The following is a 22,709-nucleotide window of genomic DNA, read 5'->3' on the forward strand; positions in this document are numbered from 1 at the left end:
TTTTCCATCGTTGCTTCTCCTGAGCCTGTTTCCCCTGTTATAGCGGGAAAAGCTTAACAACCTCTTACCGCTTCAGGACTCAAGCGTGATCCTGTAGCGTACGTAATCGTCAGCCAGGGTAAACTCATCATACAGATGACGGGCGGGATTATCACGGCGCGTATGCCAGTACAGCCGCGACCAGCCTTTGTCCGCCCCTTCGCTTTGCAGCGACTTAATCATGGTTCTGGCAATACCTTGTCCACGGAAGGCGGGATCGACAAACAGATCCTCCAGATAGCAGATCGGCGTGGTAACCCAGGTTCCCTCATGAAGAACACAGATAGCGAAGCCGACCACCGCATCATCCACCACCGCGACTCTACCCAATACAGACGAGTTTACATCCAGCATCCGCTGCCAGGTGTATTCGGTCACCTCTTCCGGCTGCGGGCTACCGTAAAAACGAGTGTAGCCTTGCCAAAGCTGAAGCCATTCGGCTTTGTCGTGGGGCCGTACTTCCCGGATATCGATGACCATGAGAGTTTCCTTACAGATGAATGCATTAGCCTGCGAATATTGGCAGGAGATATGAGTTGAGGTCATTATTTTCCTGCGCAGATATTTGTTCAAGCGCTTCGGCCATAATTCTCCTGCTGTTCGGAACGATTTGGCACTAAAAAGCCGAATGCAGAGGAGTCACTGACCGGCTGTTACAGGTTAGTATAATAGTATGTTGTAACTAATAAAAATCCTGCACAACCCGGCCGCAGCCGGGTGTATAGATGGACTATCAGCAAAGAGGTTTGACGGCGTCGCGCATACCGCAGGTCAGGATAGCGTCAAGGTCGGCAGTCACCAGCTCCACCAGCCCCGGGATCTGGCTCAGATCCTGCTGCCAGTGATCCGCCACGCTGAGCACGGCGGTGACCAGCTCGCGAGTGCTCATCTGGCCATCGCGATGGCGGGCCCACAGCGTTTGATAGCGCGATATCCAGTCGGCGTCATCCTGCACTGGATAGCTCTCACCATCCCGCTCTCCCCGGTAAAAGGCGATCAGCGCCGCCAGGGCAAAGGTCAGACGCGGCGGCAGCGCGCCATGCGCTTTCTGCCCCGCCAGCAGCTGCGGCAGAATACGGGTGCGGTACTTGGTCATGCCGTTGAGCGCAATCGAGAGCAGCTGATGTTTAATATAGGGATTACGGAAGCGCCCTGTCACGGCGCTGGCGAATGACACCAGCTCATCGCGCGGCAGATCCAGCACCGGAATAATCTCGTCATAAATCGCTTTTTCGACAAACGCGCAAATCTCCGCGTCGTTCATCGCCTCACCCACGGTGTCGATCCCGGCCTGGAAGGCCACCGGCACCAGCGCGGTGTGCGCCCCGTTAAGGATCGCCACTTTGCGTTCTTTATACGGCTTAATATCGTCCACAATGCGCACATTCAGCGGCAGTTTATCGAGACGCAGCTCGGCCTCCAGCGAGGCAGGTCCCTGGATAACGAACAGGTAAAAATGCTCGGCGGTATCAAGGAAAGCATCTTTATAGCCGGTCTGCGCCTCGAGAGCCGCCACTTCATCACGCGGATAGCCGGTCACAATGCGATCCACCAGCGTCGAACAGAAGGTATTTGCTGAGGTCAGCCAGGTGATAAATGCTTGCGGCAGTTCCCATTCGCTAGCATAGCGCAGCACCAGCGCCTGCAGCGCCTCGCCGTTATAATCTATCAGCTCGCAGGGAATAATCACCCATCCCTTGTCGGCCGCACCGGCGAAATGCTGGTAACGCTCAAACAACAGACGGGTCAGTTTCGCCGGATAACTGACCGGCGGCGCGTCGTCAAACCGATCCCCGGCATGGTAGCTGATGCCCGCCTCGGTGGTGTTGGAGAAGACAAACCGCATCTCCGGGTTATGCGCCAGGCGTAAAAAAGCGTCGAAGTCTGCGTAAGCGCTGATCTCCCGGTTGACCGAGCGGATAAGACGTGCATCGCTGACCGCTTCGCCCTGCTCGTTCAGGCCGCGAATAATAGTCGTGTACAGGCCATCCTGGGTGTTCAGCGAAGGCGGAAAATCTGTGGCGATAGGCCGCACGACCACGATGCCCGCATTCAGGTCGGTATGCTCGTTGAGCAGGTCGATCTGCCAGTCAACGAATGCGCGCAGGAAGTTACCTTCCCCAAACTGGATGATACGGTCAGGGTACTGCGCGCCGGGGAAATCACGACGGTTTAAAGTTTTCACAATGGGTTCCCTCTAATAGTAGTCATACAACCTGAGTAATTGGTCCAATAAGTTATCAGGTTTTGCTACCAGTGAAACCCTGTTTTGATCAAAGCAATCTGCAATAGCGGCCGTCAGGGCAGAAACTTATAGAATAGTGAGGTGGCAGTCATTTCGCCGTCGGGCATCAGCGCATAGCGCGGAATTTCCCCCACTTTTTCCCAGCCGCAGCGGGCATAGAACTGTTCCGCCCCGCTACCGGTCGCCGTGTCCAGCACCAGCACCGTCTTCCTTTCCCGCCGGGCAATGCGCTCCAGCTCGCTCATCAACGCCTGGGCGATCCCCTGGCGGCGGACATTTTGGTGAACCAATAATTTGGCGACATCCGCTCGATGGGGCTGGTTTTCCGGTTGACTGGTGATAAGTTGCACGGTGCCAACGGGACGTTCTTCCGCGTCGAAGGCGGCCAGCACAATGCGCTCCCCGGCCGCCACGCTGTCGGCAGTGCGTTGCCAGAACGTTATCGCCGTTTGCGGCGCGAAAGGCAGCATAAAGCTCACCGAGGCGCCGCCGTTGACGCAGCTTGCCAGGATCTCGCTTAATGCCGGGAGGTGATGGAGAATATCGTCACGCGAGAGCGTGCGCAGTGAAAAGGATGTGGTCATAAAAGCTCCCTGTTATCGACCACATCACTATGTTTTTAACCAAAAATTAGCACAAGCAGGATCCCGATAGGATTTTCTTATGGCGCGCTTTCGGTCAGCGTCGGCATACAAATTTGGTTACGACCGCTCTGTTTGGCTTTCACCATCTCATCGTCCGCCGCCAACAGCAGCTGGTTAAACAGCTCGGTGATGCGGGCGTGGCCTACCTCGCGCGTCTCCAGTCCCAGACTGATGGTCAGGTGGATCGGGTTCTGGCCCAGGCCGAAAGGCTGCGACTCCACCCCGTGACGGATCTTTTCCGCCAGCAGATAGCCCTGCTGGGCGCTGTCGACGACGGCGGCCACCGCAAACTCTTCGCCGCCGATACGGGCCACCATCCCCTGCTCACCCACCAGCTGTCGAACCTGCTGGGCAAACTGGGTCAGCACGCAATCGCCGCCTTCATGGCCCAGAGCATCATTCACCCGTTTGAAGCCATCGATATCCAGCACCATCACCGTCAGCAGCTTATCCGCCGGCAGCGTCTGACGCTTCAACGCTTCGCTCAGTCCGGAACGAGAATAGACGCGGGTCTGAAAGTCAAAATCGGCGCGCAGGGCCAGCTGCTTCACCAGCGTGTTAATCGCTTCGACACTGGATGCGACAATCACCGGGCTAATCAGCATGGCGGCAATTCCGAGGCGGGTGGAGAACAGCTGCCACGGCTGCATTCGCGCATCTGGCGAAAAGTGAATTAACGAATTAGCGACCAGCAGTATTTCGCCGATGCCAGTGAGAAAAGTCAGCAGACAGGTCAGCGGCAGCGGATAGCGTACAGCGCACCAGATCAAAGCCGGTAACGGGAAGGTAATGCTGCCCGCGCCGCCTACCGCCACGCCAAGCGCAATTGACAGGACCAGCGCCAGCACCGGCAGCAGCTGGCGAAAGCGAAAACCGCTTAATGCCGAAGGCAGCGTCAGGGTCAGAATAAAGGGCAGGATCAATACCGCCGTCGAGAACTGTTCGCTAAACCAGTCCGCCAGCTGGGGAACGAAGGTGGCGCGTTCAACATCCACCGACCCCAGCGCGCCGACCGCTGCGCACAGTAAGGCGGCTAACAGGCAGAAACAGAATAAATTAAGCGCGTTTATCGGGCCCGGCATGGAGTCGGCGCGACGTTTATCCCACAGTACCAGCTGCGCCAGCGTCACAATAAAGACAATATTGGAAAAGTTAATCAGCAATGAGGCAAAGCCCATACCCCAGCGCGAGGTTAATCCGTCATAGACCAGCATTGCCGCAAAACAGACGGCATAAAAATAGCTGCGGTTAAGCCATACATAGCGTGCAAAAATCCCGGCCATCACTGCATTGAGCGGCCAGAAGAAAGAGAGCTCCTGCACCAGACGCAGCATAGCGCCAAGAAAATGCAGCAGTAGCGTTAACGTAAATAAGACCAATGCATCGCGCACGGGTTGTTCTTCACGAAACAGCGTAAATGACCGAATCGACAGTGAAGACATTCAGTAATTATCCGTCTAATTGTTTCAGGAAATTATTATGTTAATAGTTAGTTAGCGGATTATCATAACATGAGAATATTTATCAGGCATACTCCGGCGCCGATCAAATGCAAATTAGCGCACAGACGGCGCATTCATTTGTAGCACCAGCCAGCGGTGGATGACCTGCACGATATAGTCCTGCTCCGGCTCGCTCAGCGCGCGGCCGTGGGGAATGGCATGCCATTTTTCCAGGCAGCCGCGACAGCAGGTAGCGGTTGCGTGCTGGGCGATAAACACCGGGTGACCGCGCATCGGCGTCTGCTTGCCATCATTGATCGGCGCAGCGGGCGCCAGCCGCTGGCGAATAAAGTCTGCGGCATGCCGATCGATAATCTCCGGTCCCTTATCGAGACAATATTGCCGCTCTTTCCCCCCCAGACGGAAGCGTGAGCGAAACGTCGAGCGCGCCAGGCGCGCAAACAAGCGATCCTGATCGACCATCAGAACACCGACCTCCCCATCCGCTGAGTCAGTTTTTCCAGCATCGCCACGCCGGCCAGCGAGTTCCCGGCGTCGTCAAGCTCCGGGCTCCACACGGCGATCGCCATCTCCTGCGGGACAATCGCCACGATCCCGCCGCCGACGCCTGATTTCGCCGGCAGGCCAACGCGCCAGGCGAATTCACCGGCGTTCTGGTACATGCCGCTGGTCATCATCAGGGCATTCACCTGGCGGGACTGGATGGGCGCAATAACCGGCGCGTCGAGATGCGGGGCAATGCCGCGGTCGGCGAGAAACAGAAAGGTTCGCGCCAGCTCAACGCAGCTCATCTCCAGCGAACAGTAGTGGAAATAGTTCTGCAGCACGGTGGCGACGTCGTTATGGAAGTTACCAAAGGATTTCATCAGCCAGGCGATGGCGGCGTTGCGCGCCGAATGCTCAAACTCTGAGCGAGCCACCACCGGATCGTAGGCGATATCGGCCACGCCGCTCAGACGGCGGACAATCTCCAGCATCCGCTGACGCGGGGCGCTGAGCCGGCTCTGCAGCATGTCGCAGACCACCAGTGCCCCGGCGTTGATAAACGGGTTGCGCGGTTTGCCCTGCTCGATCTCCAGCTGCAGAAGCGAGTTAAAGGGCTGGCCGGAAGGATCTTTCCCCACCCGCTGCCAGATCTCCTCCTCCTGATAGTGGTTCATGGCCACCACCAGGCTCAATACCTTGGAGATTGACTGGATGGAAAAACGTTCATGGGCATCGCCAGCGGCAAAGTGCTGACCGTCCACCGTACTGATCGCGATACCAAGCTTGTCGCCGCTGACGCTGGCCAGCGCCGGAATATAATCCGCCACTTTTCCGCGGCCAATCAGCGGCCTGATTTCTGCCAGAATGGCTTCCAGCATTGCATTATTGATAACCGTCGCCACACGCGGCTCCTTGCCCACCATCAAAATTCGGTGGGCGAGTATAGCAGACGTGGATGACGGTCGTCAGGGGCTAACGTTGATTAGCGACGGTCTTTCCAGACGGTCTGCGCATTACAGAACTCGTGCAGGCCAAAATGCGACAGCTCGCGGCCAAAACCGCTCTTCTTCACGCCGCCGAAGGCCACGCGGGCGTCGCTGGCGCAGTAGCCATTGAGGAAGACGCCGCCGCACTCCAGCTCGCGGGCAAAGCGCTGGGCCTGCGCCTCGTCGGTGGTATAGACCGTGGCGGACAGGCCAAACTCGCTGTCGTTGGCGAGGGCCAGTGCATGGTCAGCGTCGCGAGCGGTGGTCAGGGTTGCTACCGGACCAAACAGCTCCTGACGAAAGCCGGTCATCCCGGCGGTGACGTTGCACAGCACCGTTGGCGCATAGTAGTTGCCCGCCCCTTCGATTTTTTCCGCGCCCAGCAGCAGAGTCGCTCCTTCATCAAGGGTCGCCGTTACCTGCTGGTGCAGTTCATCGCGTAAATCGAACCGCGCCATCGGTCCGACGTAGTTTTGCTCATCGCGCGGGTCGCCCATCTTCAGCGCTGCCACGGCGTCGACAAATTTGCGGGTGAAGGCCTCGGCAATGCCGGCTTCGAGAATAAAGCGTTTCGACGCCGCACACACCTGGCCGCTGTTCTGATAGCGGCCGGTGACGGCGGCTTTCACCGCTTCATCGAGATCGGCATCGTTGAGCACGATAAAGGGATCGGATCCTCCCAGCTCAAGCACGCATTTCTTCAGCGCCGCGCCCGCCTGGGCGCCAATCGCCTTCCCGGCGCGGACGCTGCCGGTGACGGTCACCGCCGCGATGCGGTCGTCATTGATAATCTGCGAAACGCCGTCATTGGTGGCGTTCACCCAACCAAATACACCATCCGGCAGGCCGGCGGCGGCAAAAATTTCGCCCAGCAGACGGGCGCTGCCCATCACGTTCGGGGCATGCTTCAGCAGATAGCTGTTGCCGGCCAGCAGGATCGGCACCGCGCCGCGCATCACCTGCCAGACCGGGAAGTTCCACGGCATCACCGCCAGTATGGCGCCCAGTGGACGATACTCAATTACCGCCTGGTTATTTTCCACCAGGGTAGCTTCCGTCGCCAGCATCGCCGGGCCGTGTTCAGCGTACCAGTCGCAGAGGTTGGCCGATTTCGCCACCTCACCGCGCGCCTGAGCGATCGGCTTGCCCATCTCAAGGGTGATCATCTGGGCCACCTCTTCACCGCGGGCGCGCAGCGCGGCCCCGATGCGGCGCAGGGCATCGGCGCGGTCGGCAAGCGGCGTCTGACGCCACTGGCGATAGCCCGCCGCGGCGAGCGCGATGGCAGCGTCGACCTCGCGTTCGCTGGCCCACGGCAGCGAGGAGACCACCTCACCGGTAGTCGGATTGACGGAGACGGCGTGCGTTGCAGATAAATTCATCATTATTCTCTCTCGTTGCTTGCGAAGTGTCCGTATTCTGGCTTACCTTTCCATTCATTGAAAATGAATAATATTAAGCAACGCATTCACAAAAGAAGAATATCATGGACCTGACTCAGCTAGAGATGTTTAACGCTGTCGCCAGCACCGGCAGCATTACCCAGGCGGCGCAGAAAGTGCATCGCGTGCCGTCCAACCTCACCACCCGCATCCGCCAGCTGGAGGCCGACCTCGGCGTTGAGCTGTTTATCCGCGAGAACCAGCGCCTGCGCCTGTCGCCTGCGGGACACAGCTTTTTGCGCTATAGCCAGCAGATCCTCGCCCTGGTGGACGAGGCGCGAATGGTGGTGGCGGGCGACGAACCCCAGGGGCTGTTTTCACTTGGTTCGCTGGAGAGCACCGCGGCGGTACGGATCCCCAGCACTCTGGCCCACTTTAATCAGCGCTACCCGAAAATTCATCTGGCGCTCTCAACCGGCCCTTCCGGGACGATGATCGACGGCGTACTGGAGGGCGCCCTGAGCGCCGCGTTTGTCGACGGCCCGCTGGTGCATCCGGGCCTGGAGGGGCTGCCGGTGTTCCCTGAAGAGATGATGATCGTCGCCCCCTACGGCCACGCACCCATCACCCGCGCCAGCGAAGTGAACGGGGCCAACGTCTACGCCTTTCGCGCCAACTGTTCCTATCGCCGGCATTTTGAGAGCTGGTTTCATGCCGACAGAGCGACCCCGGGCAGGATCCACGAGATGGAGTCTTACCACGGGATGCTGGCCTGCGTCATCGCCGGCGCCGGCCTGGCGTTGATCCCGCGCAGCATGCTGGAGAGTATGCCCGGCCATCAGCAGGTTTCCGCCTGGCCGCTGGCCGAAGAGTGGCGCTGGCTCACCACCTGGCTGGTGTGGCGCCGGGGCGCCAAAACCCGCCAGCTGGAGGCGTTTATAGCGCTGCTGAACGAAGATCGGCAAACAGTGGTTTCTCCATAAACACGCTGAGCGGATCGGGTTGATACGGCGCAAACGCGCAGCGGGTCTGGTAGCCGTTGCGCGTGTAGAGGGCGATGGCCGCATGCTGATGGATACCGGTCTCCAGGCGCAGGGTATGGCAGTCGCGCTGACGCGCTTTCGCTTCCAGCGCCGCCAGCAGCTTTTCTCCCAGCTGCTGGCCGCGGTGCTGGGGATCGATATAGACCCGCTTCATCTCGCCAAAGCCTTCCTCACTGAGGACAATAGCCCCGCAGCCAACGGCCTCGCCCTGCGGGCTGCGGATCGCCAGGGCGATGACCGTCTGCGGCGGCAGCTGGCTAAGGTCCAGCAGGTGGTTGCTCTCCGCCGGGTAGAGGGTCTCCTGCCAGGCGTCGAGGGCGGCAATCAGGGCGATAAATTCGGCGTCGGTAGGGGCGATGTCGGTGATGGTGTACATAGTTGAGCTCCTTTTTTACCCCACTGTAGCGCGGCCGGCGGCTTTTCCCGACATAGCATTAACTTATATTGCCGCCCGCCTATTGCGCTAACCAACTGAAACACAGTAATTTTATCCCCTGCTGTTCGTACTTGAGATCTGAATATGCACACCAAAGCCCGTAAAGTGATGATTATTGGCGCCGGCAATGTCGGCGCGTCGGCGGCCTACGCCCTGCTCAACCAGAGCATTTGCGAGGAGCTGATCCTCGTCGACCTTAACCAACAGCGCGCTGAGGCCCACGCTCAGGACCTGAGCGACGCCGCGGCCTACCTGCCGGGGATGATGACCATCTCCACCCGCGAGGCCAGCGACTGCGCCGATGTCGATATCGCGGTGATCACCGTCTCCGGCGGCGCGCTGCGCCCCGGCCAGAGCCGGCTGGATGAACTAACCTCCACCGCGAAGATTGTGAAGAGCATTGTGCCGACGATGATGGCCAACGGATTTAACGGCATCTTTCTGGTGGCCACCAACCCCTGCGACATCATCACCTGGCAGGTATGGCAGCTTTCCGGCCTGCCGCGCAGCCAGGTGCTGGGCACCGGCGTCTGGCTGGATACCACCCGCCTGCGTCGCCTGCTGGCGCAGGAACTGGAGATTGGCGCCCAGAGCATCGACGCCTTTATCCTCGGCGAGCATGGCGATACCCAGTTTCCGGTGTGGTCGCACTCCTCGGTATATGGCACGCCAATCGCCGACCTCTACCAGCAGCGCACCGGCCTGCCGCTCGATCGCGAGGCGATGGCTGACAAAGTGCGCAAGCTGGGATTTGAGATCTACGCGGGTAAAGGCTGCACCGAATATGGCGTGGCAGGGACCATCGCCGAGATCTGCCGCAATATCTTCACCGGCAGCCACCGCGCGCTGGCGGTCTCCTGCATTCTTGACGGCGAGTACGGGGTCAGCGGCGCGGCGGCTGGGGTGCCGGCGGTGCTGGCCCAGGGTGGCGTGAAGCAGATCATCGAACTGCAGCTGGCCGGCGAAGAGCAGGCGAAGTTCAGCCAGTCGATCGCGGTGATCAAGGCCAATATCGCCCGTCTGCCCTGACGGCAGCCTGCGAGTCAGTCGGCAATGATCAGCTGCGGGGAAAGGGTCTCCAGCGCCTCGCGGGTTTTATCCGGCAGGTGGGCGTCGGTCACGATATCGGTCAACGACGCCAGCGGAGCGATGTTGAACAGTGACCAGGCGCCGTATTTGGAGCTGTCCGCCAGCAGGATACGCCGCCGGGCATTGGCCATCAGATCGCGCTTCAGGGCGGCCTTTTCCTCCGTCGGGGCGGTGATCCCCTTCTCAAGGTCCCAGCCGTTGCAGCTGACGAAGGCGAGATCGGGCCAGATGGTCTGCAGCAGGCGGCGGCCGTGATCGCCGATGCACGACTGGCTGCTGTCATCGATGCGCCCGCCGATAATCGTCACTTCGATCTGCTTAAATTCCGATAGGAACAGCGCGATATGTAAATCGCTGGTGATCACCCGCAGCGGCAGATGGGTGATCTGCCGCGCCAGCTCGATCATGGTGGTGCCGGCGTCAAGCACAATGGCGTCGCCGGCTTTCACCAGCGCTGCCGCCGCACTGGCGATAGCCTGCTTCTCAAGCGGACTGCGCTGGGCTTTCTCCAGCGTCGTCGGCTGGGAAGGAATAAACCGGTTCAGCGTCACCCCGCCGTGCGTTCGGCTGATCACCCCTTCCTGATCGAGTTTGATCAGGTCGCGGCGAATGGTGGCCGGCGAGGCGTTGGTCGCCGCCACCAGCTGGTCGACTGTCACCAGATTATGGCTTTTCAGGAAGTCCATAATCTGCTCTAACCGGTTATATCCCTTCATGTTATTCCTGCGCGATGTGCATGGCGAGCTCAATGGAGGTTGCCATGCTCTCAGACTTCGCTTTACCTGTCCAGGCAATATCAAACGCAGTGCCATGATCCGCGGAGGTACGGATAAACGGCAGCCCGGCGGTAATATTCACCCCGTCATAGAATCCCAGCAGCTTCAGCGGAATATGCCCCTGGTCGTGATACATCGCCACTACCATGTCGTACATGCCTTCGTGACACTGCATAAACACCGTGTCCGGCGGACAGGGGCCGGTCACCTCCACTCCCTTCGCCCGCATGGCGGCGACCGCCGGGGCGACGATACGGATCTCTTCATCGCCAAACAGGCCGTTCTCCCCGGCGTGCGGGTTAACGCCGGCGACCGCGATGCGCGGACGCGGATAGCCGACGCGGCGCAGAAAGCGATCCGCCACGCCAATCACCGTCTCAATCCGCGGCTGGTTGAGGGTATCGAGGAACTGGCGCAAGGAAATATGGGTAGTGATATGGATAACCTTAAGCTTCTCGGTATAGAGCACCATGGCGTAATCGGTAGTCTGCGTCAGGTGGGCCAGCAGTTCGGTATGGCCGGGATAAGCGTGCCCGGCGAGATGCAGCGCCTCTTTATTCAGCGGCGCGGTAGCGATGGCCGCGACCGCGCCCTCCAGCGCCAGCGCGGTCGCCCGCCTGATGCAGCGAAACGCGAGATCCCCTGCCTGGGCCTGGACTTCGCCAGGGCGCAGCCCCTGCGGGTCGCTGAGTGGTTCATCAATGACGTTGATGGTCGCTGGGGAAAAACTCGCCTCGGCGGGATGGTCAATAATGCGCAGCTCCGCACGCGGTGTGATATTTAGCGCCAGGATCCGCCGCAGCGTCTGCGCGCAGCCCACCACCACCACCGGCGCGCCGCTCAGCGCCCCCTCGGCGAGGGATTTGATAATAATCTCCGGACCAATCCCTGCCGGGTCGCCCATTGTCACTGCAATCATCTTAGACACTCAGTTTCTCCTCAATAAAATTCACAACATGTAACAGCGTGGTGTCGGTGCCGAATCCTCCGGCTTTGGTCATCACCGGCCGCGACCAGCGGCCGCCGAGAAAATGCCCGTATGGAACGCACTCCGCCACCCGGCCGCGGATCTGAAACCCTGTGGCGCCGAGCGCGTGCGCGACGGCGATGGCTACATCGCCGCCAGAGAGGTACAGGGCGCCCGGTGGGCACAGCGCCACCACCAGTGCCGTGACGTCGGCAAGCCAGGCGCAGATGTGCTCCCCGTAGGCGGCGCGGCTGAGACCGCGTTCACGGCACCGGGCTTCAATCCCGTGCCGGGCGGCGTGATTCGGGCGGGTGGTCACCACGCAGTGCTGGCCCTCACGCAGCGCCCCGGCGATCCGTGAAGCTTCCTCCTTCGGCGATCCGCTAAAGGCCTGTTCGACATCAATTTCAATCACCCGTACTCGGGAATGGACCTGCAGCGCAGCAACCTGGCGCTGCGCCATCTCGCTCATCGAACCGACCACCGCCAGCAGCGGGCCCTGCTCGCTGCGGCGCAGGCGGCGAGCCAGCGCCTCGCAGAGACCCGCCGAGCCGACCAGCAGGGTCTCCCGCGCATGGGGCGCAACGGCGTCGATCACCTGGTCCAGATGGCTGTCTTCCCAGGCGTCGACAATCAACACTCGCTTCTCCTCGCCCGCCGTCGCTAATGCCGCCGGAAGCTGGCCAGCGTTCAGGGTCAGACAGGGAAGACGGCTCTGCATGGCGATAATTTCGCTAATCTCCGCCCGGCTCACCGGCGTTTTCGGATCGCTGGCAAATTCGGTCTGATCGAGGGGCACACCATGCACATAGCAGCGCCCGTCCCGGGTATGCCGCCCGGCTGCCGGATAAGCCGGGGCCACCACCGCCATCCGGCAGCCTTGCGCCGCCATCATTGCCTCCAGTTCGCCGCCGGGGTTACCGCGCAGCGTGGAGTCAATCTTCTTTACCTGCCAGTGCGAGACGAATGTCGCCGCGCCGCGCAGCAGAGCGGCGACCTTGTCCGCCGCCGCCGCGGCGGTCATCGCCCGGCTGTCGCTGTTGAGAATTAATGCCCGGGCGGTTGATGGCTGTCCGGCGGTGAAGGCCACTTCCACCGACATACCCGCCTCCGCCAGGCTGACCCCGGCGTCATTGGCCCCGGTAAAGTCATCCGCCAGCACCAGCACTCTGTTATTGCCGTCGTTCATTGTCCTGCCTTGTAGTCGATAAAATCTTAAATTGATTATATTCAATCATATTTGATTAAATGTGAGCAAACTCAAGTTATTAAGTTGCCGTATAAATTATAACTTTTCCCCATCAGACGAGTGGCAAGATTTATGAATGATTGAATTCAATCAATTACTACCAAGGAGAAACGCGTGGCGACGATACACAGCACAATCATCAGCGGGGCTGGCGCCTCATCGGCCCTGCTCCCGCTGCTGGCCGGTAAAACCTCAATCCTGCTGGTGACCGACAAGAACGTCGGGGCGCTGGAGGCAACCCAGGCGATTCATCGCCTGCTGGCGGCTGAAGGACGTGAAGTTGAGGTCATTGACAGCGTGCCAGCTGAGCCCAACCATCACGATGTTACGCAGATCGTCAGCCAGCTGGGCGCCAGCCAGCCGCAGATGGTCGTTGGTATCGGCGGGGGGAGCGTACTGGATGTAGCAAAACTGCTGTCAGTACTTCTGCACCCTGAGGCGCCCTCGCTGACGTCCCTGCTGGCAGGCGAGCAGCCGCAACGACGAATTTGCTCATTGTTAATCCCGGCCACCGCGGGCACCGGATCCGAAGCGACGCCGAACGCCATTCTGGCGATCCCCGAGCAGCAGACGAAGGTGGGGATCATCTCCCCGGTGCTGCTTCCGGACTATGTCGCCCTGCTGCCGGAGCTGACCACCAGCATGCCGCCCAGCATCGCGGCGTCGACCGGAATCGATGCTCTGTGTCATCTGCTGGAGTGCTTTACCTCCACCGTCGCCAACCCGGTGAGCGATAACGCGGCGTTAATCGGTTTACACAAGCTGGTACGCCATATCGAGCGTTCGGTAAATCAGCCGCAGGATCTGACGGCGAAGCTGGAGATGCTCTGGGCCTCGTGGTACGGCGGCGCAGCGATCAACTATGCCGGCACTCACCTGGTACATGCGCTCTCCTATCCGCTTGGCGGTACCTGGCACCTGCCGCACGGGGTGGCCAACGCCATTCTGCTGGCGCCCTGCATGCGGGTGGTCCGCCCTCACGCGGTGGCGAAGTTCGCTCAAGTCTGGGACCTGATCCCCGATGCAGATCGCACGCTCAGCGCGGAAGAGAAATCCCATGCGCTGGTCGCATGGCTGGCGGCGCTGGTCAAACGACTGCCGCTGCCGGACAACCTGGCCGCGCTAGGCGTGCCTCAGGAGAGTATTTCCGCCCTCAGCGCAGCGGCGCAAAACGTCAAACGCCTGATGAACAATGCCCCATGCAGCGTCAGCCGCGAAGAGATCGCGGCCATCTACCAAACGCTGTATCCAGAACATGCCTAACAGGAGAAAGTTAAATGAGGAAAGCTATTAGCGGCGTACTCACCGCCATTGTCACTCCCTTTACCGCCGAGGGAGCGCTTAACCTGCCGGCGCTACGCCAGCAGGTGCAGCGCCAGCTCGCCGCAGGCAACGGTATTTTCTGCGGCGGCACCAACGGCGAGTTTTTTGTCCTCAATGAGGAAGAGAAGATCGCCATCGCCAGAACCTGCGTGGAAGAGGCGGCCGGTCGCGCGCCGGTGGTGGCCCATATTGGGGAGGTTTCCACCCGGGAGACGCGCCGGCTGGGCCAGCAGATCGCCCGCCTCGGAGTTGACGCGGTATCGGCCATTACCCCGTGGTTCGTGCCCTTGAAGCAGGAAGAGCTGATTAACCACTATACGGCGATCGCCGACGCGCTGAGCGTCCCGCTCTTTCTTTACAACATTCCCGCCCGCACCGGGAACACTATTGCCCCGGAGACCGCGCGCCAGCTGGCCCGCCACGAGAATATCGTCGGCATTAAGGATAGCGCCGGCAGCTACGACAGCCTGAAAGGCTTTCTCGACGCGGTGCGCGATATCGACGGTTTCGACGTTCTGAACGGGCCGGACTCGCTTATCCATCAGGGATTTGTCGACGGCTGCTCGGCCTGCATCTCGGGGCTTGCCAACGTCGCCCCCGCTGAAATTAACGCCATCTGGTCGCGCTTTCACGCCGGGGATATCGCCGGATCGCGCCAGGCCCAGGAGCAGGTAACGGGCCTGCGCACCGATCTGTATAAAGTGGCGTTCTCGCCTGCGGCGGTGAAGAAAGCCCTGCAGCTAATGGGTCACGAGGTGGGCGACAGCCGCTACGCGGTGCAGTTTAGTGACCACCAGCTGCAGCAGATTAAAAATATCATTAACACCTACCTTCACTAATTTACGTATCCGCCCCGGCCATCACTGGCTGGGGCAAGGTCTTGTATTTGCGACGCTCATTGTCGCCAGTAAACAGGAAACGGTTATGAAAGTAATTTGCACCTCGCCCTCATTCGCCAAATACGACGATGCGCCCATTTCGGCACTGAAAGAGGCCGATCTTGAACTGGTCATGTTGCCTGCCGATGCCTCTATAGAGATGCTGGCTCAGCATCTGCCTGATGCCATAGCGATGATTGTCGCCTTCACCGACATCAATGAATCGCTGCTGGCAAAGGCCCCGAGGTTAAAAATTGTCTGCAAACACGGCGTTGGTGTGGATAACATCGATCTTAACGCTACACGTCAGCGCAAAATTTTTGTCACTAACGTTCCTGATGCCAACAAGCATGCGGTGGCCGATTTTGCTTTTGGCTTAATTCTCAATACTGCCCGCCAGATTTATCAGGCAATCAGAGAAACGAAAGCAGGCAACTGGCCTCGTATTTTTGCCACTGATGTGTATGGCAAAACCCTGGGGATCGTCGGTTTAGGCCATATCGGTAAGGAAGTGGCGCGACGTGCGCGCGGATTCAATATGCGAGTGCTCGCCACCGACGCCTGGCCAGACAGAGAATTTGCACAACAACACCAGATTGAATATGTCTCACTGGATACCCTGACGGCGCAAAGTGATTTTATTAGCCTGCATACCCCTTTAACCCCGGAAACTGAAAATATGTTTAATGCCGCCCGGCTGCAGCAGATGAAATCAGGGGCATTCCTGATCAATGTTTCCAGAGGCGGTATTGTTGATGAACAAGCGTTGTATGAAGCACTAGAATCAGGACACCTCGCCGGAGCCGCAGCTGACGTTTTTCTCGAGGAACCTTGCGCTACGCACCCTTTATTTAGCCTGGCGAATTTTGCGCCAACATCTCATATTGCTGGATATACGGATGGCGCAATTAGCAATATTAGCGCGCGCTGCGTCAACAAAATTATTACCTGCGTCTGTCGTGGTGAACGACCTGAAAACATTATGAATTCGCTGTAAATAACGAGGTGGGAAGCATGCCATTCCCACCAATATAACGAACATCTACTTAGAGCCGAATATATGAACACGACAGCTAACACTACTCGTATTCGCTGGTGGATAGCCGGGTTAATGTGGTTGGCTATTGCCATCAACTATATCGACCGGACAGTATTATCTGCCGCAGCCCCACATTTAATCGATGAACTGAAACTCGACCCCGAAATGATGGGGTTTATCATGGCGGCTTTTTTTTGGTCATACTCGTTATTACAGATCCCCGCCGGGTGGTTCGCCGATCGTTTTGGTCAGAAAAAAGGTCTTGGTTTAGCCGTCGCCTGGTGGTCAATTGCCACCTCGATGATGGGTGTTGCCACGGGTTTTAAATCACTTCTGGCACTGCGTCTGGCTTTAGGTGTTGGCGAGGCCGCCGCCTACCCCAGCAACGCAGGGATCGCCGCACGCTGGTTTCCGGATAAAGAACGTGCCACCGTATCCGGACTATTCGATAGTGCGTCAAAATTTGGCGGGGCGATTGCCATGCCGCTTATCGTCTGGATGATCTACACCTTTGACTGGCGACTGACCTTTTTGATTATCGGCAGTGTGGGCATTTTATGGGTTATCGCCTGGTATTTTATCTATGCTGAAAACCCGGAAGAACACAAACGCATCAGTCCTTCAGAAGTGCGTATTATTCGTGATGGCCAAAAACAACATCACGGCGACAAAACTGTATTGCCCATGAAATGGTATAAGCTCTTGCGTTATCGTAACATTTGGGCAATGTGCATCGGCTTTTTTACCATCAATTATACCTCCTATTTTTTTATTACCTGGCTCCCTACTTACCTGGTAAAAGAAAAAGGTATGGATTTTATTAAAATGGGAATGGTAGCCGCTCTGCCTTTATTATGCGGGATGGTGATTGAAGTTTTTGCTGGCTGGGCCTCGGATCGTCTGGTACATAAGAAAGTACTGTCTCTAACAGCGACCCGTAAACTGTTTTTGACTATCGGCTTGCTTATGGCACTTTGTATCGGCTTTGCACCATTTACCGACTCTGTGTTTATGACCGTCTTTCTCTTGTGTGTCGCAAAATCAGGCACGACGGTCGCCGCATCGCAGGTTTGGGCCTTACCGGGTGATGTTGCACCCAAAAATAGCGTCTCAATTGTCGCTGGGCTGCAAAATACGGTTTCGAATATGGGAGGCGCAGTCGGTCCTATCATTACGGGTGCGATCGTTGCTGCGACAGGCTCATTCAACTGGGCACTGATTTTCTCGGCCATTCTTGTCGTTATCGGGATAATCAACTACCTGTTCCTGATGGGTAAAATTGAACCTATCAATGACAAAGGTGGAAAATCACCCGTCCTTAATGCCGCAGAACAACATTAAGTCCAATCCGCCCGGTAGAGGACGCCACCGGGCGTAAACACATTGTTAACCTCGCAGGTAAACCGTTCCGCGCATATAGGTGGTGGCCTGGCCGCTAATCAGCACACGGTCGCCCTGCCACTGGCAGCGCAGGTCGCCGCCGCGAGCGGAGACCTGGCGCGCCATCATGGTGGTTTTCCCCAGCTTTTCGCCCCACCAGGGGATCAGCATGCTATGGGCGGAGCCGGTGACCGGATCTTCCGGCACCCCTTCTCCCGGGCAGAAGAAGCGGCTGACAAAGTCATACTCTTCATCCGGCGCGCTGACGCAGATCATTTTGCCAAGCGTTCGCAGCCGCGCCATATCCGGTCGCACCGCTTCAACCTGCTGGCGATCCGCCAGCACCACCAGATAATCGCGCCCTTCCCGAACTTCAACGGCGGCCTCGAGTCCTAGCCCGGTCAGCAGATCCGCCGGCGGTTTTTCCACCGGAGAGGTCGACCACGCAGGGAAATCGAGCGTCAGCCAGTCGCCATTACGGGTGACCCGCAGCTCACCAACAAAACGGGTGCTAAAGAGAATCGTCGCCGAAGGATGGTCGAGATATTCGAAAATAACGTGCGCTGCGGCGAGGGTCGCGTGACCGCAGAGATTGATCTCAGCGAGTGTGGTAAACCAGCGCAGCTCATAGCCCTCGTCGGTACGGACAAAGAAAGCCGTTTCGGATTGATTATGCTGCTGGGCCATTTTCAGGAGCACATCGTCGGCTAACCACTCGCTGAGCGGGCAGACGGCCGCGGCATTGCCGCCAAAGTTTTTATCGCTGAAAGCATCGACCAGATAAAATTGAATTTCCTGCATACCCTGTCCTTACTTTTTTTACTTTCCTTCAACATGACATAAAAGCGCCCCCTTGACACTATCCATAGCAAAATTAATCGCTTAACCGCGGCCGGCCCCTTGCGATTAAATGAGACGCAGATCACAAAATGATTGTCTTTTCGCCAACAATCGTTTTAAGATCAGCGTCACATCTTTCCCTGAATCACCAGTCCAGAGCTTATGACTACGAATACGGTCTCACGCAAGGTAGCGTGGCTACGTGTCGTGACGTTGGCCATCGCCGCGTTTATTTTTAACACCACAGAGTTTGCCCCGGTCGGTCTGTTGTCGGATATTGCCGACAGCTTCGGCATGGAAACCGCCCAGGTGGGCATGATGCTGACCATCTACGCATGGGTGGTGGCGTTAATGTCGCTGCCGTTTATGCTGCTGACCAGCAAAGTGGAGCGCCGGCGCCTGCTTATCGGCCTGTTTATTCTGTTTATCGCCAGCCACGTCCTGTCGTTTTTTGCCTGGAATTTTGACGTGCTGGTGATTAGCCGCATTGGTATCGCCTTTGCGCATGCGGTTTTCTGGTCGATAACGTCGGCACTGGCCATCCGCATGGCCCCGCCGGGCAAACGGGCGCAGGCGCTGAGCCTGATCGCCACCGGTACCGCGCTGGCGATGGTGTTTGGTATTCCGATCGGGCGCATTATCGGCCAGTACTTTGGCTGGCGGATGACCTTCCTGGCGATCGGCCTCGGCGCGTTAGCCACCCTGGCCTGCCTCGTAAAACTGCTGCCGACCCTGCCGAGCGAACATTCTGGCTCGCTGAAAAGCTTGCCGGTGCTGTTCCGCCGCCCGGCGCTGGTCAGCGTGTACATTCTGACCGTGGTGGTGGTGACCGCTCATTATACCGCCTACAGCTATATCGAGCCCTTTGTCCAGACGGTAGCGGGCCTGAGCGGCAACTTTGCCACCGTACTGCTGCTGATCCTTGGCGGGGCCGGTATTATCGGCAGCATTCTGTTCGGTAAGCTCGGTAACCAGCACGCGTCGGGGCTGATAAGCCTGGCGATTGCCCTGCTGCTCGCCTGCCTGCTGCTGCTGCTGCCGGCCTCGCATAACCCGCAGCACCTGATGCTGCTCAGCATCTTCTGGGGGGTGGCGATCATGATTATCGGTCTCGGCATGCAGGTGAAAGTGCTGGCCTCCGCTCCGGATGCCACCGACGTCGCCATGTCTCTGTTCTCGGGTATCTTTAATATCGGCATAGGCGCCGGGGCGCTGGTCGGCAGCCAGGTGAGTCTGCATCTTTCCATGGCCTCCGTCGGCTACGTCGGCGCCATTCCGGCGCTGGTCGCGCTGGTCTGGTCGCTGATGATATTCCGTCGCTGGCCGGTATCGCTGGAAGACCATCAGCCGCACCACTCCTGATTCCGTCGCACAAAAAAGCCCGCCGGTATCGCGCCGGCGGGCTTTTTTTCTCTGCGCATCGCGGGCGGTCAGGGATGCCAGGTCGAAATGATCTCCAGCACGCCGTTAATAATAAACTGCACGCCCATGCAGACCAGCAGAAAGCCCATCAGTCGCGAGATGGCCTCGATGCCGCCTTTGCCAACCAGACGCATAATCGCGCCGGAACTGCGCAGACAAGCCCACAGAATCACCCCTAACAGCAAAAAGATGATCGGCGGCGCCGCCAGCACCACCCACTCCGGGAAGTCCACGCCGTGCTTAACGGTCGAGGCGGAGCTAATAATCATCGCGATGGTGCCCGGACCGGCGGTGCTTGGCATCGCCAGCGGCACAAAGGCGATATTGGCGGTCGGTTCATCCTGCAGTTCTTCCGATTTGATCTTCGCTTCCATCGAATCGTGGGCTTTTTGCTGGGGAAACAGCATGCGGAAACCGATAAAGGCCACAATCAATCCGCCGGCGATACGTAGCCCAGGTATTGATATGCCGAATGTATTCATCACCACCTGACCGGCATACCACGACACCATCAGGATGGCGAAGACATACACCGATGCCATTAACGCCTGTTTATTACGCTCGGCGTTGTTCATATTACCGGCCAGGCCAAGGAACAGCGCCACGGTTGTGAGTGGATTCGCCAGCGGTAAAAGCACCGCCAGGCCGAGCCCTATTGCTTTAAACAAATCGAACATAGTTAATTAAAGTCCCGTTAATATTCATTTTTTAAGAATGGTTTCATTCCGTGAGTATATCGGCTTCAACAAATTTGACGCCAGCCTGCTGATAAATCACTTCTGCAAAAAAATAACAAGCGTTAGAAAAATCATAAAGAGTGACCCACATCGTACTTTTCCATTTTAGCAAATCGTGGCATCGGCCAATTCATAATGTTGACTTATGATTGCCTGGGCAATAGTATCACTTGCAACTAATTACTTGCCTGGGCAACCATTATGAAAAGTACCAGCGACCTGTTTAATGAAATGATCCCGCTGGGCCGCTTGATCCAGATGGTTAACCAGAAAAAAGATCGCCTGCTCAATGACTACCTCTCACCTATGGATATTACCGCGACCCAGTTTCGCGTGCTCTGCTCCATTCGTTGCGAAGTATGTATTACCCCCGTTGAGCTGAAAACCGTGCTTTCCGTCGACCCGGGCGCGATGACGCGCATGCTCGACCGCCTGGCGTGCAAAGGCTGGATTGAACGGTTACCCAACCCCGCTGACAAGCGCGGCGTGCTGGTGCAGTTGACGCCGGACGGCGCAGCCCTTTGCGAGCAGTGTCATCAGGTTGTGGGTCAGAAGTTACACCAGGAGTTAACGAAAAATCTGTCGGCGGACGAAGTCGCCATGCTTGAGCAACTGCTCAAGAAGGTCCTGCCGTAAAAATAAGAAGAGGTAAGATGATGTCCAGACGTAATAATGACGCCATCACTATCCATAGTATTTTGTCGTGGATCGAGGATAACCTGGAATCGCCCCTGTCGCTGGAAAAAGTGTCTGAGCGCTCCGGTTACTCTAAGTGGCACCTGCAACGTATGTTTAAGAAAGAGACCGGCCATTCCCTCGGCCAGTACATCCGCAGCCGCAAGCTGACGGAGATTGCGCAGAAGCTCAAGCAGAGCAATGAGCCAATCCTGTACCTGGCGGAACGCTATGGTTTCGAGTCGCAGCAGACCCTGACGCGAACGTTCAAGAACTATTTCGATGTTCCGCCCCACAAGTATCGCATAACGAATGTACCTGGCGAATCCCGCTATCTACATCCGCTAAATAACTGATGTTACTCGCCTGCACTATAAAAGACGTATTGAGGAAATCATGAAACTATTCGCTGCCGCAGCTATCGTACTCTTGTCGCTGGCCTCCAGCCTCAGCTATGCGGAGCAAAACACCACGCCGGTGCGTCAAAACCAGCGTGATACAATGATTATCCCTTCAGAACATAATGATTCGCCGTTTGATTTCAATCATATGGCGGCTGGTAATGATAAATCTGACGAACTTGGCGTGCCGTACTACCAGCAGCACGACCTGTGATGCCATTACACGCATAATTGTGTATAGCCCCGTCTCCGGGGCTTTTTTTTATCCGCGCGCCATGCCAGGCCGCACCAAACGTAAGCCAAAGACATTAATGTAGAGTCCGGCCATAATCAGCACCGCCCCGGTGAGCTGCAGTCCGCTCAGCGTCTCCCCGAGCAGCAGCGCAGCGCTGGCCATTCCCACCACCGGCACCAGCAGCGACAGCGGCGCCACCCGCCAGGTATCATACCGCCCCAGCAGCGATCCCCAGATGCCATAGCCGACGATAGTGGCGATAAACGCCAGATAAAGCAGCGACAGTATCGTTAGCAGATCGATGTGTTGCAGACTCGCCAGCATGGTCTGCGGGCCATCGATCAACAATGAGGCCAGCATAAACGGCAGCACCGGGATCAGCGCGCTCCAGACCACCAGCGACATGATTGGCGGCCGGCTCGCCTGGGACATGATTTTCTTGTTGAAAATATTGCCGCAGGCCCAGCTGAGCGCCGCCGCGAGGGTCAGCATAAAGCCCACCAGCGGCACATGCTCCCCGCCAAGGCTGCCCTCCACCAGCACCAGCACGCCAAAGATCGCCAGGGCGATCCCCGCCAGCTGCTTGCCCTGCAGACGTTCGCCAAAGACGAAGGCGCCAAGGATGATGGTGAAGAAGGCTTGCGCCTGCAGCACAAGGGAGGCCAGCCCGGCCGGCATACCCAGGCCGATAGCGCAGAACAGAAAGGCGAACTGACCGAAACTTATGGTCAGGCCATAGCCCAGCAGCAGGTGCAGCGGAATAGCTGGCCGGGCGACAAACAGAAGCGCCGGGAAGGCGACCAGCATAAAGCGCAGCCCCGCCAGCATCAGCGGCGGCATATTGTGCAACCCCAGCTTAATCACCACAAAGTTAAGCCCCCACACCACCACTACCAGCAGCGCCAGTAGTCCATCTTTCCTCGTCATACCCCTGCCTCTGTCGTTATTGGAATTTTTGTGAACAAAATCAAAGT

At 58.0% G+C, this 22,709-nt stretch carries 25 protein-coding genes; 10 read left to right on the forward strand and 15 right to left on the reverse strand.

What is annotated here, in order from left to right:
- Nucleotides 1-72 precede the first annotated feature (72 nt).
- From RRF55_RS04090 to sad, 7 genes are all read right to left on the reverse strand, one after another.
- A complete protein-coding gene (locus RRF55_RS04090) occupies nucleotides 73-519 on the reverse strand; it encodes a GNAT family N-acetyltransferase (protein WP_004224732.1) in 447 nt (148 codons plus the stop codon).
- 253 nt (nucleotides 520-772) lie between these two features.
- Nucleotides 773-2,224, reverse strand: a complete 1,452-nt coding sequence (locus RRF55_RS04095) for a tagaturonate reductase (protein WP_004179787.1) — start codon at nucleotides 2,222-2,224, stop codon at nucleotides 773-775.
- 113 nt (nucleotides 2,225-2,337) lie between these two features.
- Complete coding sequence (locus RRF55_RS04100) at nucleotides 2,338-2,868, reverse strand: GNAT family N-acetyltransferase (RefSeq protein WP_002904601.1); 531 nt, start codon at nucleotides 2,866-2,868, stop codon at nucleotides 2,338-2,340.
- A 77-nt stretch (nucleotides 2,869-2,945) separates the two neighbouring features.
- Nucleotides 2,946-4,370: a GGDEF domain-containing protein gene (locus RRF55_RS04105; protein ID WP_004148352.1), complete on the reverse strand. Its 1,425-nt coding sequence runs from the start codon at nucleotides 4,368-4,370 to the stop codon at nucleotides 2,946-2,948.
- Nucleotides 4,371-4,484: 114 nt separating this feature from the next.
- The gene (locus RRF55_RS04110; protein ID WP_004190206.1) at nucleotides 4,485-4,853 is read right to left on the reverse strand and encodes a DUF4186 domain-containing protein; all 369 of its coding nucleotides are present in this window, start codon (nucleotides 4,851-4,853) and stop codon (nucleotides 4,485-4,487) included.
- Nucleotides 4,853-5,779, reverse strand: a complete 927-nt coding sequence (gene glsB, locus RRF55_RS04115; protein WP_004179782.1) for a glutaminase B — start codon at nucleotides 5,777-5,779, stop codon at nucleotides 4,853-4,855. Before glsB ends, RRF55_RS04110 begins: the two co-directional genes overlap by 1 nt.
- 80 nt (nucleotides 5,780-5,859) lie before the next feature.
- Complete coding sequence (gene sad / locus RRF55_RS04120) at nucleotides 5,860-7,248, reverse strand: succinate-semialdehyde dehydrogenase (protein ID WP_023280053.1); 1,389 nt, start codon at nucleotides 7,246-7,248, stop codon at nucleotides 5,860-5,862.
- A 101-nt stretch (nucleotides 7,249-7,349) separates the two neighbouring features.
- On the opposite strand from sad, the gene ptrR reads away from it, so the two are divergent.
- Nucleotides 7,350-8,228 (forward strand): putrescine utilization regulator PtrR, encoded by an 879-nt coding sequence (gene ptrR, locus RRF55_RS04125; RefSeq protein ID WP_002904495.1) that lies wholly within the window; start codon nucleotides 7,350-7,352, stop codon nucleotides 8,226-8,228.
- On the opposite strand, the gene RRF55_RS04130 is transcribed toward ptrR, so the two are convergent.
- Nucleotides 8,182-8,664 carry a GNAT family N-acetyltransferase gene (locus RRF55_RS04130; protein ID WP_002904493.1) on the reverse strand — a complete coding sequence of 161 codons (483 nt, stop codon included), beginning with the start codon at nucleotides 8,662-8,664 and terminating at the stop codon, nucleotides 8,182-8,184. The genes ptrR and RRF55_RS04130 overlap by 47 nt on opposite strands.
- 144 nt (nucleotides 8,665-8,808) lie before the next feature.
- On the opposite strand from RRF55_RS04130, the gene RRF55_RS04135 reads away from it, so the two are divergent.
- Nucleotides 8,809-9,753 (forward strand): L-lactate dehydrogenase, encoded by a 945-nt coding sequence (locus RRF55_RS04135; protein WP_002904491.1) that lies wholly within the window; start codon nucleotides 8,809-8,811, stop codon nucleotides 9,751-9,753.
- A gap of 14 nt (nucleotides 9,754-9,767) precedes the next feature.
- Here RRF55_RS04135 and RRF55_RS04140 read toward each other — a convergent pair whose 3' ends face one another.
- From RRF55_RS04140 to dtnK, 3 genes are read right to left on the reverse strand one after another with little or no spacing between them, the layout of a single operon-like run.
- On the reverse strand, nucleotides 9,768-10,529 hold the full coding sequence (locus tag RRF55_RS04140; protein WP_002904489.1) for a DeoR/GlpR family DNA-binding transcription regulator: 762 nt from the start codon (nucleotides 10,527-10,529) through the stop codon (nucleotides 9,768-9,770).
- Between the two features lies 1 nt (nucleotide 10,530).
- Nucleotides 10,531-11,517, reverse strand: coding sequence for a D-threonate 4-phosphate dehydrogenase (locus RRF55_RS04145; protein WP_004151623.1), 987 nt, complete (start codon nucleotides 11,515-11,517; stop codon nucleotides 10,531-10,533).
- On the reverse strand, nucleotides 11,510-12,745 hold the full coding sequence (dtnK, locus tag RRF55_RS04150; RefSeq protein ID WP_048332804.1) for a D-threonate kinase: 1,236 nt from the start codon (nucleotides 12,743-12,745) through the stop codon (nucleotides 11,510-11,512). The genes RRF55_RS04145 and dtnK overlap by 8 nt, the downstream gene beginning before the upstream one ends.
- A 174-nt stretch (nucleotides 12,746-12,919) precedes the next feature.
- Here dtnK and RRF55_RS04155 point away from each other — a divergent pair, with 174 nt between their 5' ends.
- The 4 genes from RRF55_RS04155 (at nucleotide 12,920) to RRF55_RS04170 (ending at nucleotide 17,386) form a co-directional block, all read left to right on the forward strand.
- A complete protein-coding gene (locus RRF55_RS04155; protein WP_004179774.1) occupies nucleotides 12,920-14,068 on the forward strand; it encodes an iron-containing alcohol dehydrogenase in 1,149 nt (382 codons plus the stop codon).
- Between the two features lie 14 nt (nucleotides 14,069-14,082).
- Entirely contained in the window at nucleotides 14,083-14,967 is an 885-nt protein-coding gene (locus RRF55_RS04160) for a dihydrodipicolinate synthase family protein (RefSeq protein WP_014907630.1), read from the forward strand.
- A gap of 85 nt (nucleotides 14,968-15,052) precedes the next feature.
- Nucleotides 15,053-16,003: a phosphoglycerate dehydrogenase gene (locus tag RRF55_RS04165; RefSeq protein WP_439419096.1), complete on the forward strand. Its 951-nt coding sequence runs from the start codon at nucleotides 15,053-15,055 to the stop codon at nucleotides 16,001-16,003.
- A 63-nt stretch (nucleotides 16,004-16,066) separates the two neighbouring features.
- On the forward strand, nucleotides 16,067-17,386 hold the full coding sequence (locus tag RRF55_RS04170; protein WP_004179768.1) for an MFS transporter: 1,320 nt from the start codon (nucleotides 16,067-16,069) through the stop codon (nucleotides 17,384-17,386).
- Nucleotides 17,387-17,431: 45 nt separating this feature from the next.
- Here the strand turns inward: RRF55_RS04170 and RRF55_RS04175 are convergent, their stop codons facing one another.
- Nucleotides 17,432-18,226, reverse strand: a complete 795-nt coding sequence (locus tag RRF55_RS04175) for a PhzF family phenazine biosynthesis protein (protein ID WP_023287622.1) — start codon at nucleotides 18,224-18,226, stop codon at nucleotides 17,432-17,434.
- 201 nt (nucleotides 18,227-18,427) lie between these two features.
- On the opposite strand from RRF55_RS04175, the gene RRF55_RS04180 reads away from it, so the two are divergent.
- The gene (locus RRF55_RS04180; RefSeq protein ID WP_002904407.1) at nucleotides 18,428-19,627 is read left to right on the forward strand and encodes a sugar transporter; all 1,200 of its coding nucleotides are present in this window, start codon (nucleotides 18,428-18,430) and stop codon (nucleotides 19,625-19,627) included.
- A gap of 68 nt (nucleotides 19,628-19,695) precedes the next feature.
- On the opposite strand, the gene RRF55_RS04185 is transcribed toward RRF55_RS04180, so the two are convergent.
- Nucleotides 19,696-20,364 (reverse strand): MarC family NAAT transporter, encoded by a 669-nt coding sequence (locus RRF55_RS04185; protein ID WP_002904403.1) that lies wholly within the window; start codon nucleotides 20,362-20,364, stop codon nucleotides 19,696-19,698.
- Between the two features lie 43 nt (nucleotides 20,365-20,407).
- On the reverse strand, nucleotides 20,408-20,536 hold the full coding sequence (locus RRF55_RS04190) for a hypothetical protein (RefSeq protein ID WP_004217987.1): 129 nt from the start codon (nucleotides 20,534-20,536) through the stop codon (nucleotides 20,408-20,410).
- Nucleotides 20,537-20,625: 89 nt separating this feature from the next.
- Between RRF55_RS04190 and marR the strand changes: the two genes are divergently transcribed.
- The 3 genes from marR to marB are packed head-to-tail and all read left to right on the forward strand — an operon-like array spanning nucleotide 20,626 to nucleotide 21,714.
- Nucleotides 20,626-21,060 (forward strand): multiple antibiotic resistance transcriptional regulator MarR, encoded by a 435-nt coding sequence (marR, locus tag RRF55_RS04195; protein WP_004143563.1) that lies wholly within the window; start codon nucleotides 20,626-20,628, stop codon nucleotides 21,058-21,060.
- Between the two features lie 20 nt (nucleotides 21,061-21,080).
- Entirely contained in the window at nucleotides 21,081-21,455 is a 375-nt protein-coding gene (gene marA / locus RRF55_RS04200) for an MDR efflux pump AcrAB transcriptional activator MarA (RefSeq protein ID WP_002904397.1), read from the forward strand.
- A gap of 40 nt (nucleotides 21,456-21,495) precedes the next feature.
- Nucleotides 21,496-21,714, forward strand: coding sequence for a multiple antibiotic resistance protein MarB (gene marB / locus RRF55_RS04205; protein ID WP_002904394.1), 219 nt, complete (start codon nucleotides 21,496-21,498; stop codon nucleotides 21,712-21,714).
- Nucleotides 21,715-21,762: 48 nt separating this feature from the next.
- Here marB and eamA read toward each other — a convergent pair whose 3' ends face one another.
- On the reverse strand, nucleotides 21,763-22,662 hold the full coding sequence (gene eamA / locus RRF55_RS04210; protein ID WP_021313929.1) for an O-acetylserine/cysteine exporter: 900 nt from the start codon (nucleotides 22,660-22,662) through the stop codon (nucleotides 21,763-21,765).
- Between the last annotated feature and the right edge of the window lie 47 nt (nucleotides 22,663-22,709).

Origin of the sequence: Klebsiella sp. K47 (assembly GCF_051858335.1) — a bacterium.
Classification (GTDB): domain Bacteria; phylum Pseudomonadota; class Gammaproteobacteria; order Enterobacterales; family Enterobacteriaceae; genus Klebsiella; species Klebsiella pneumoniae.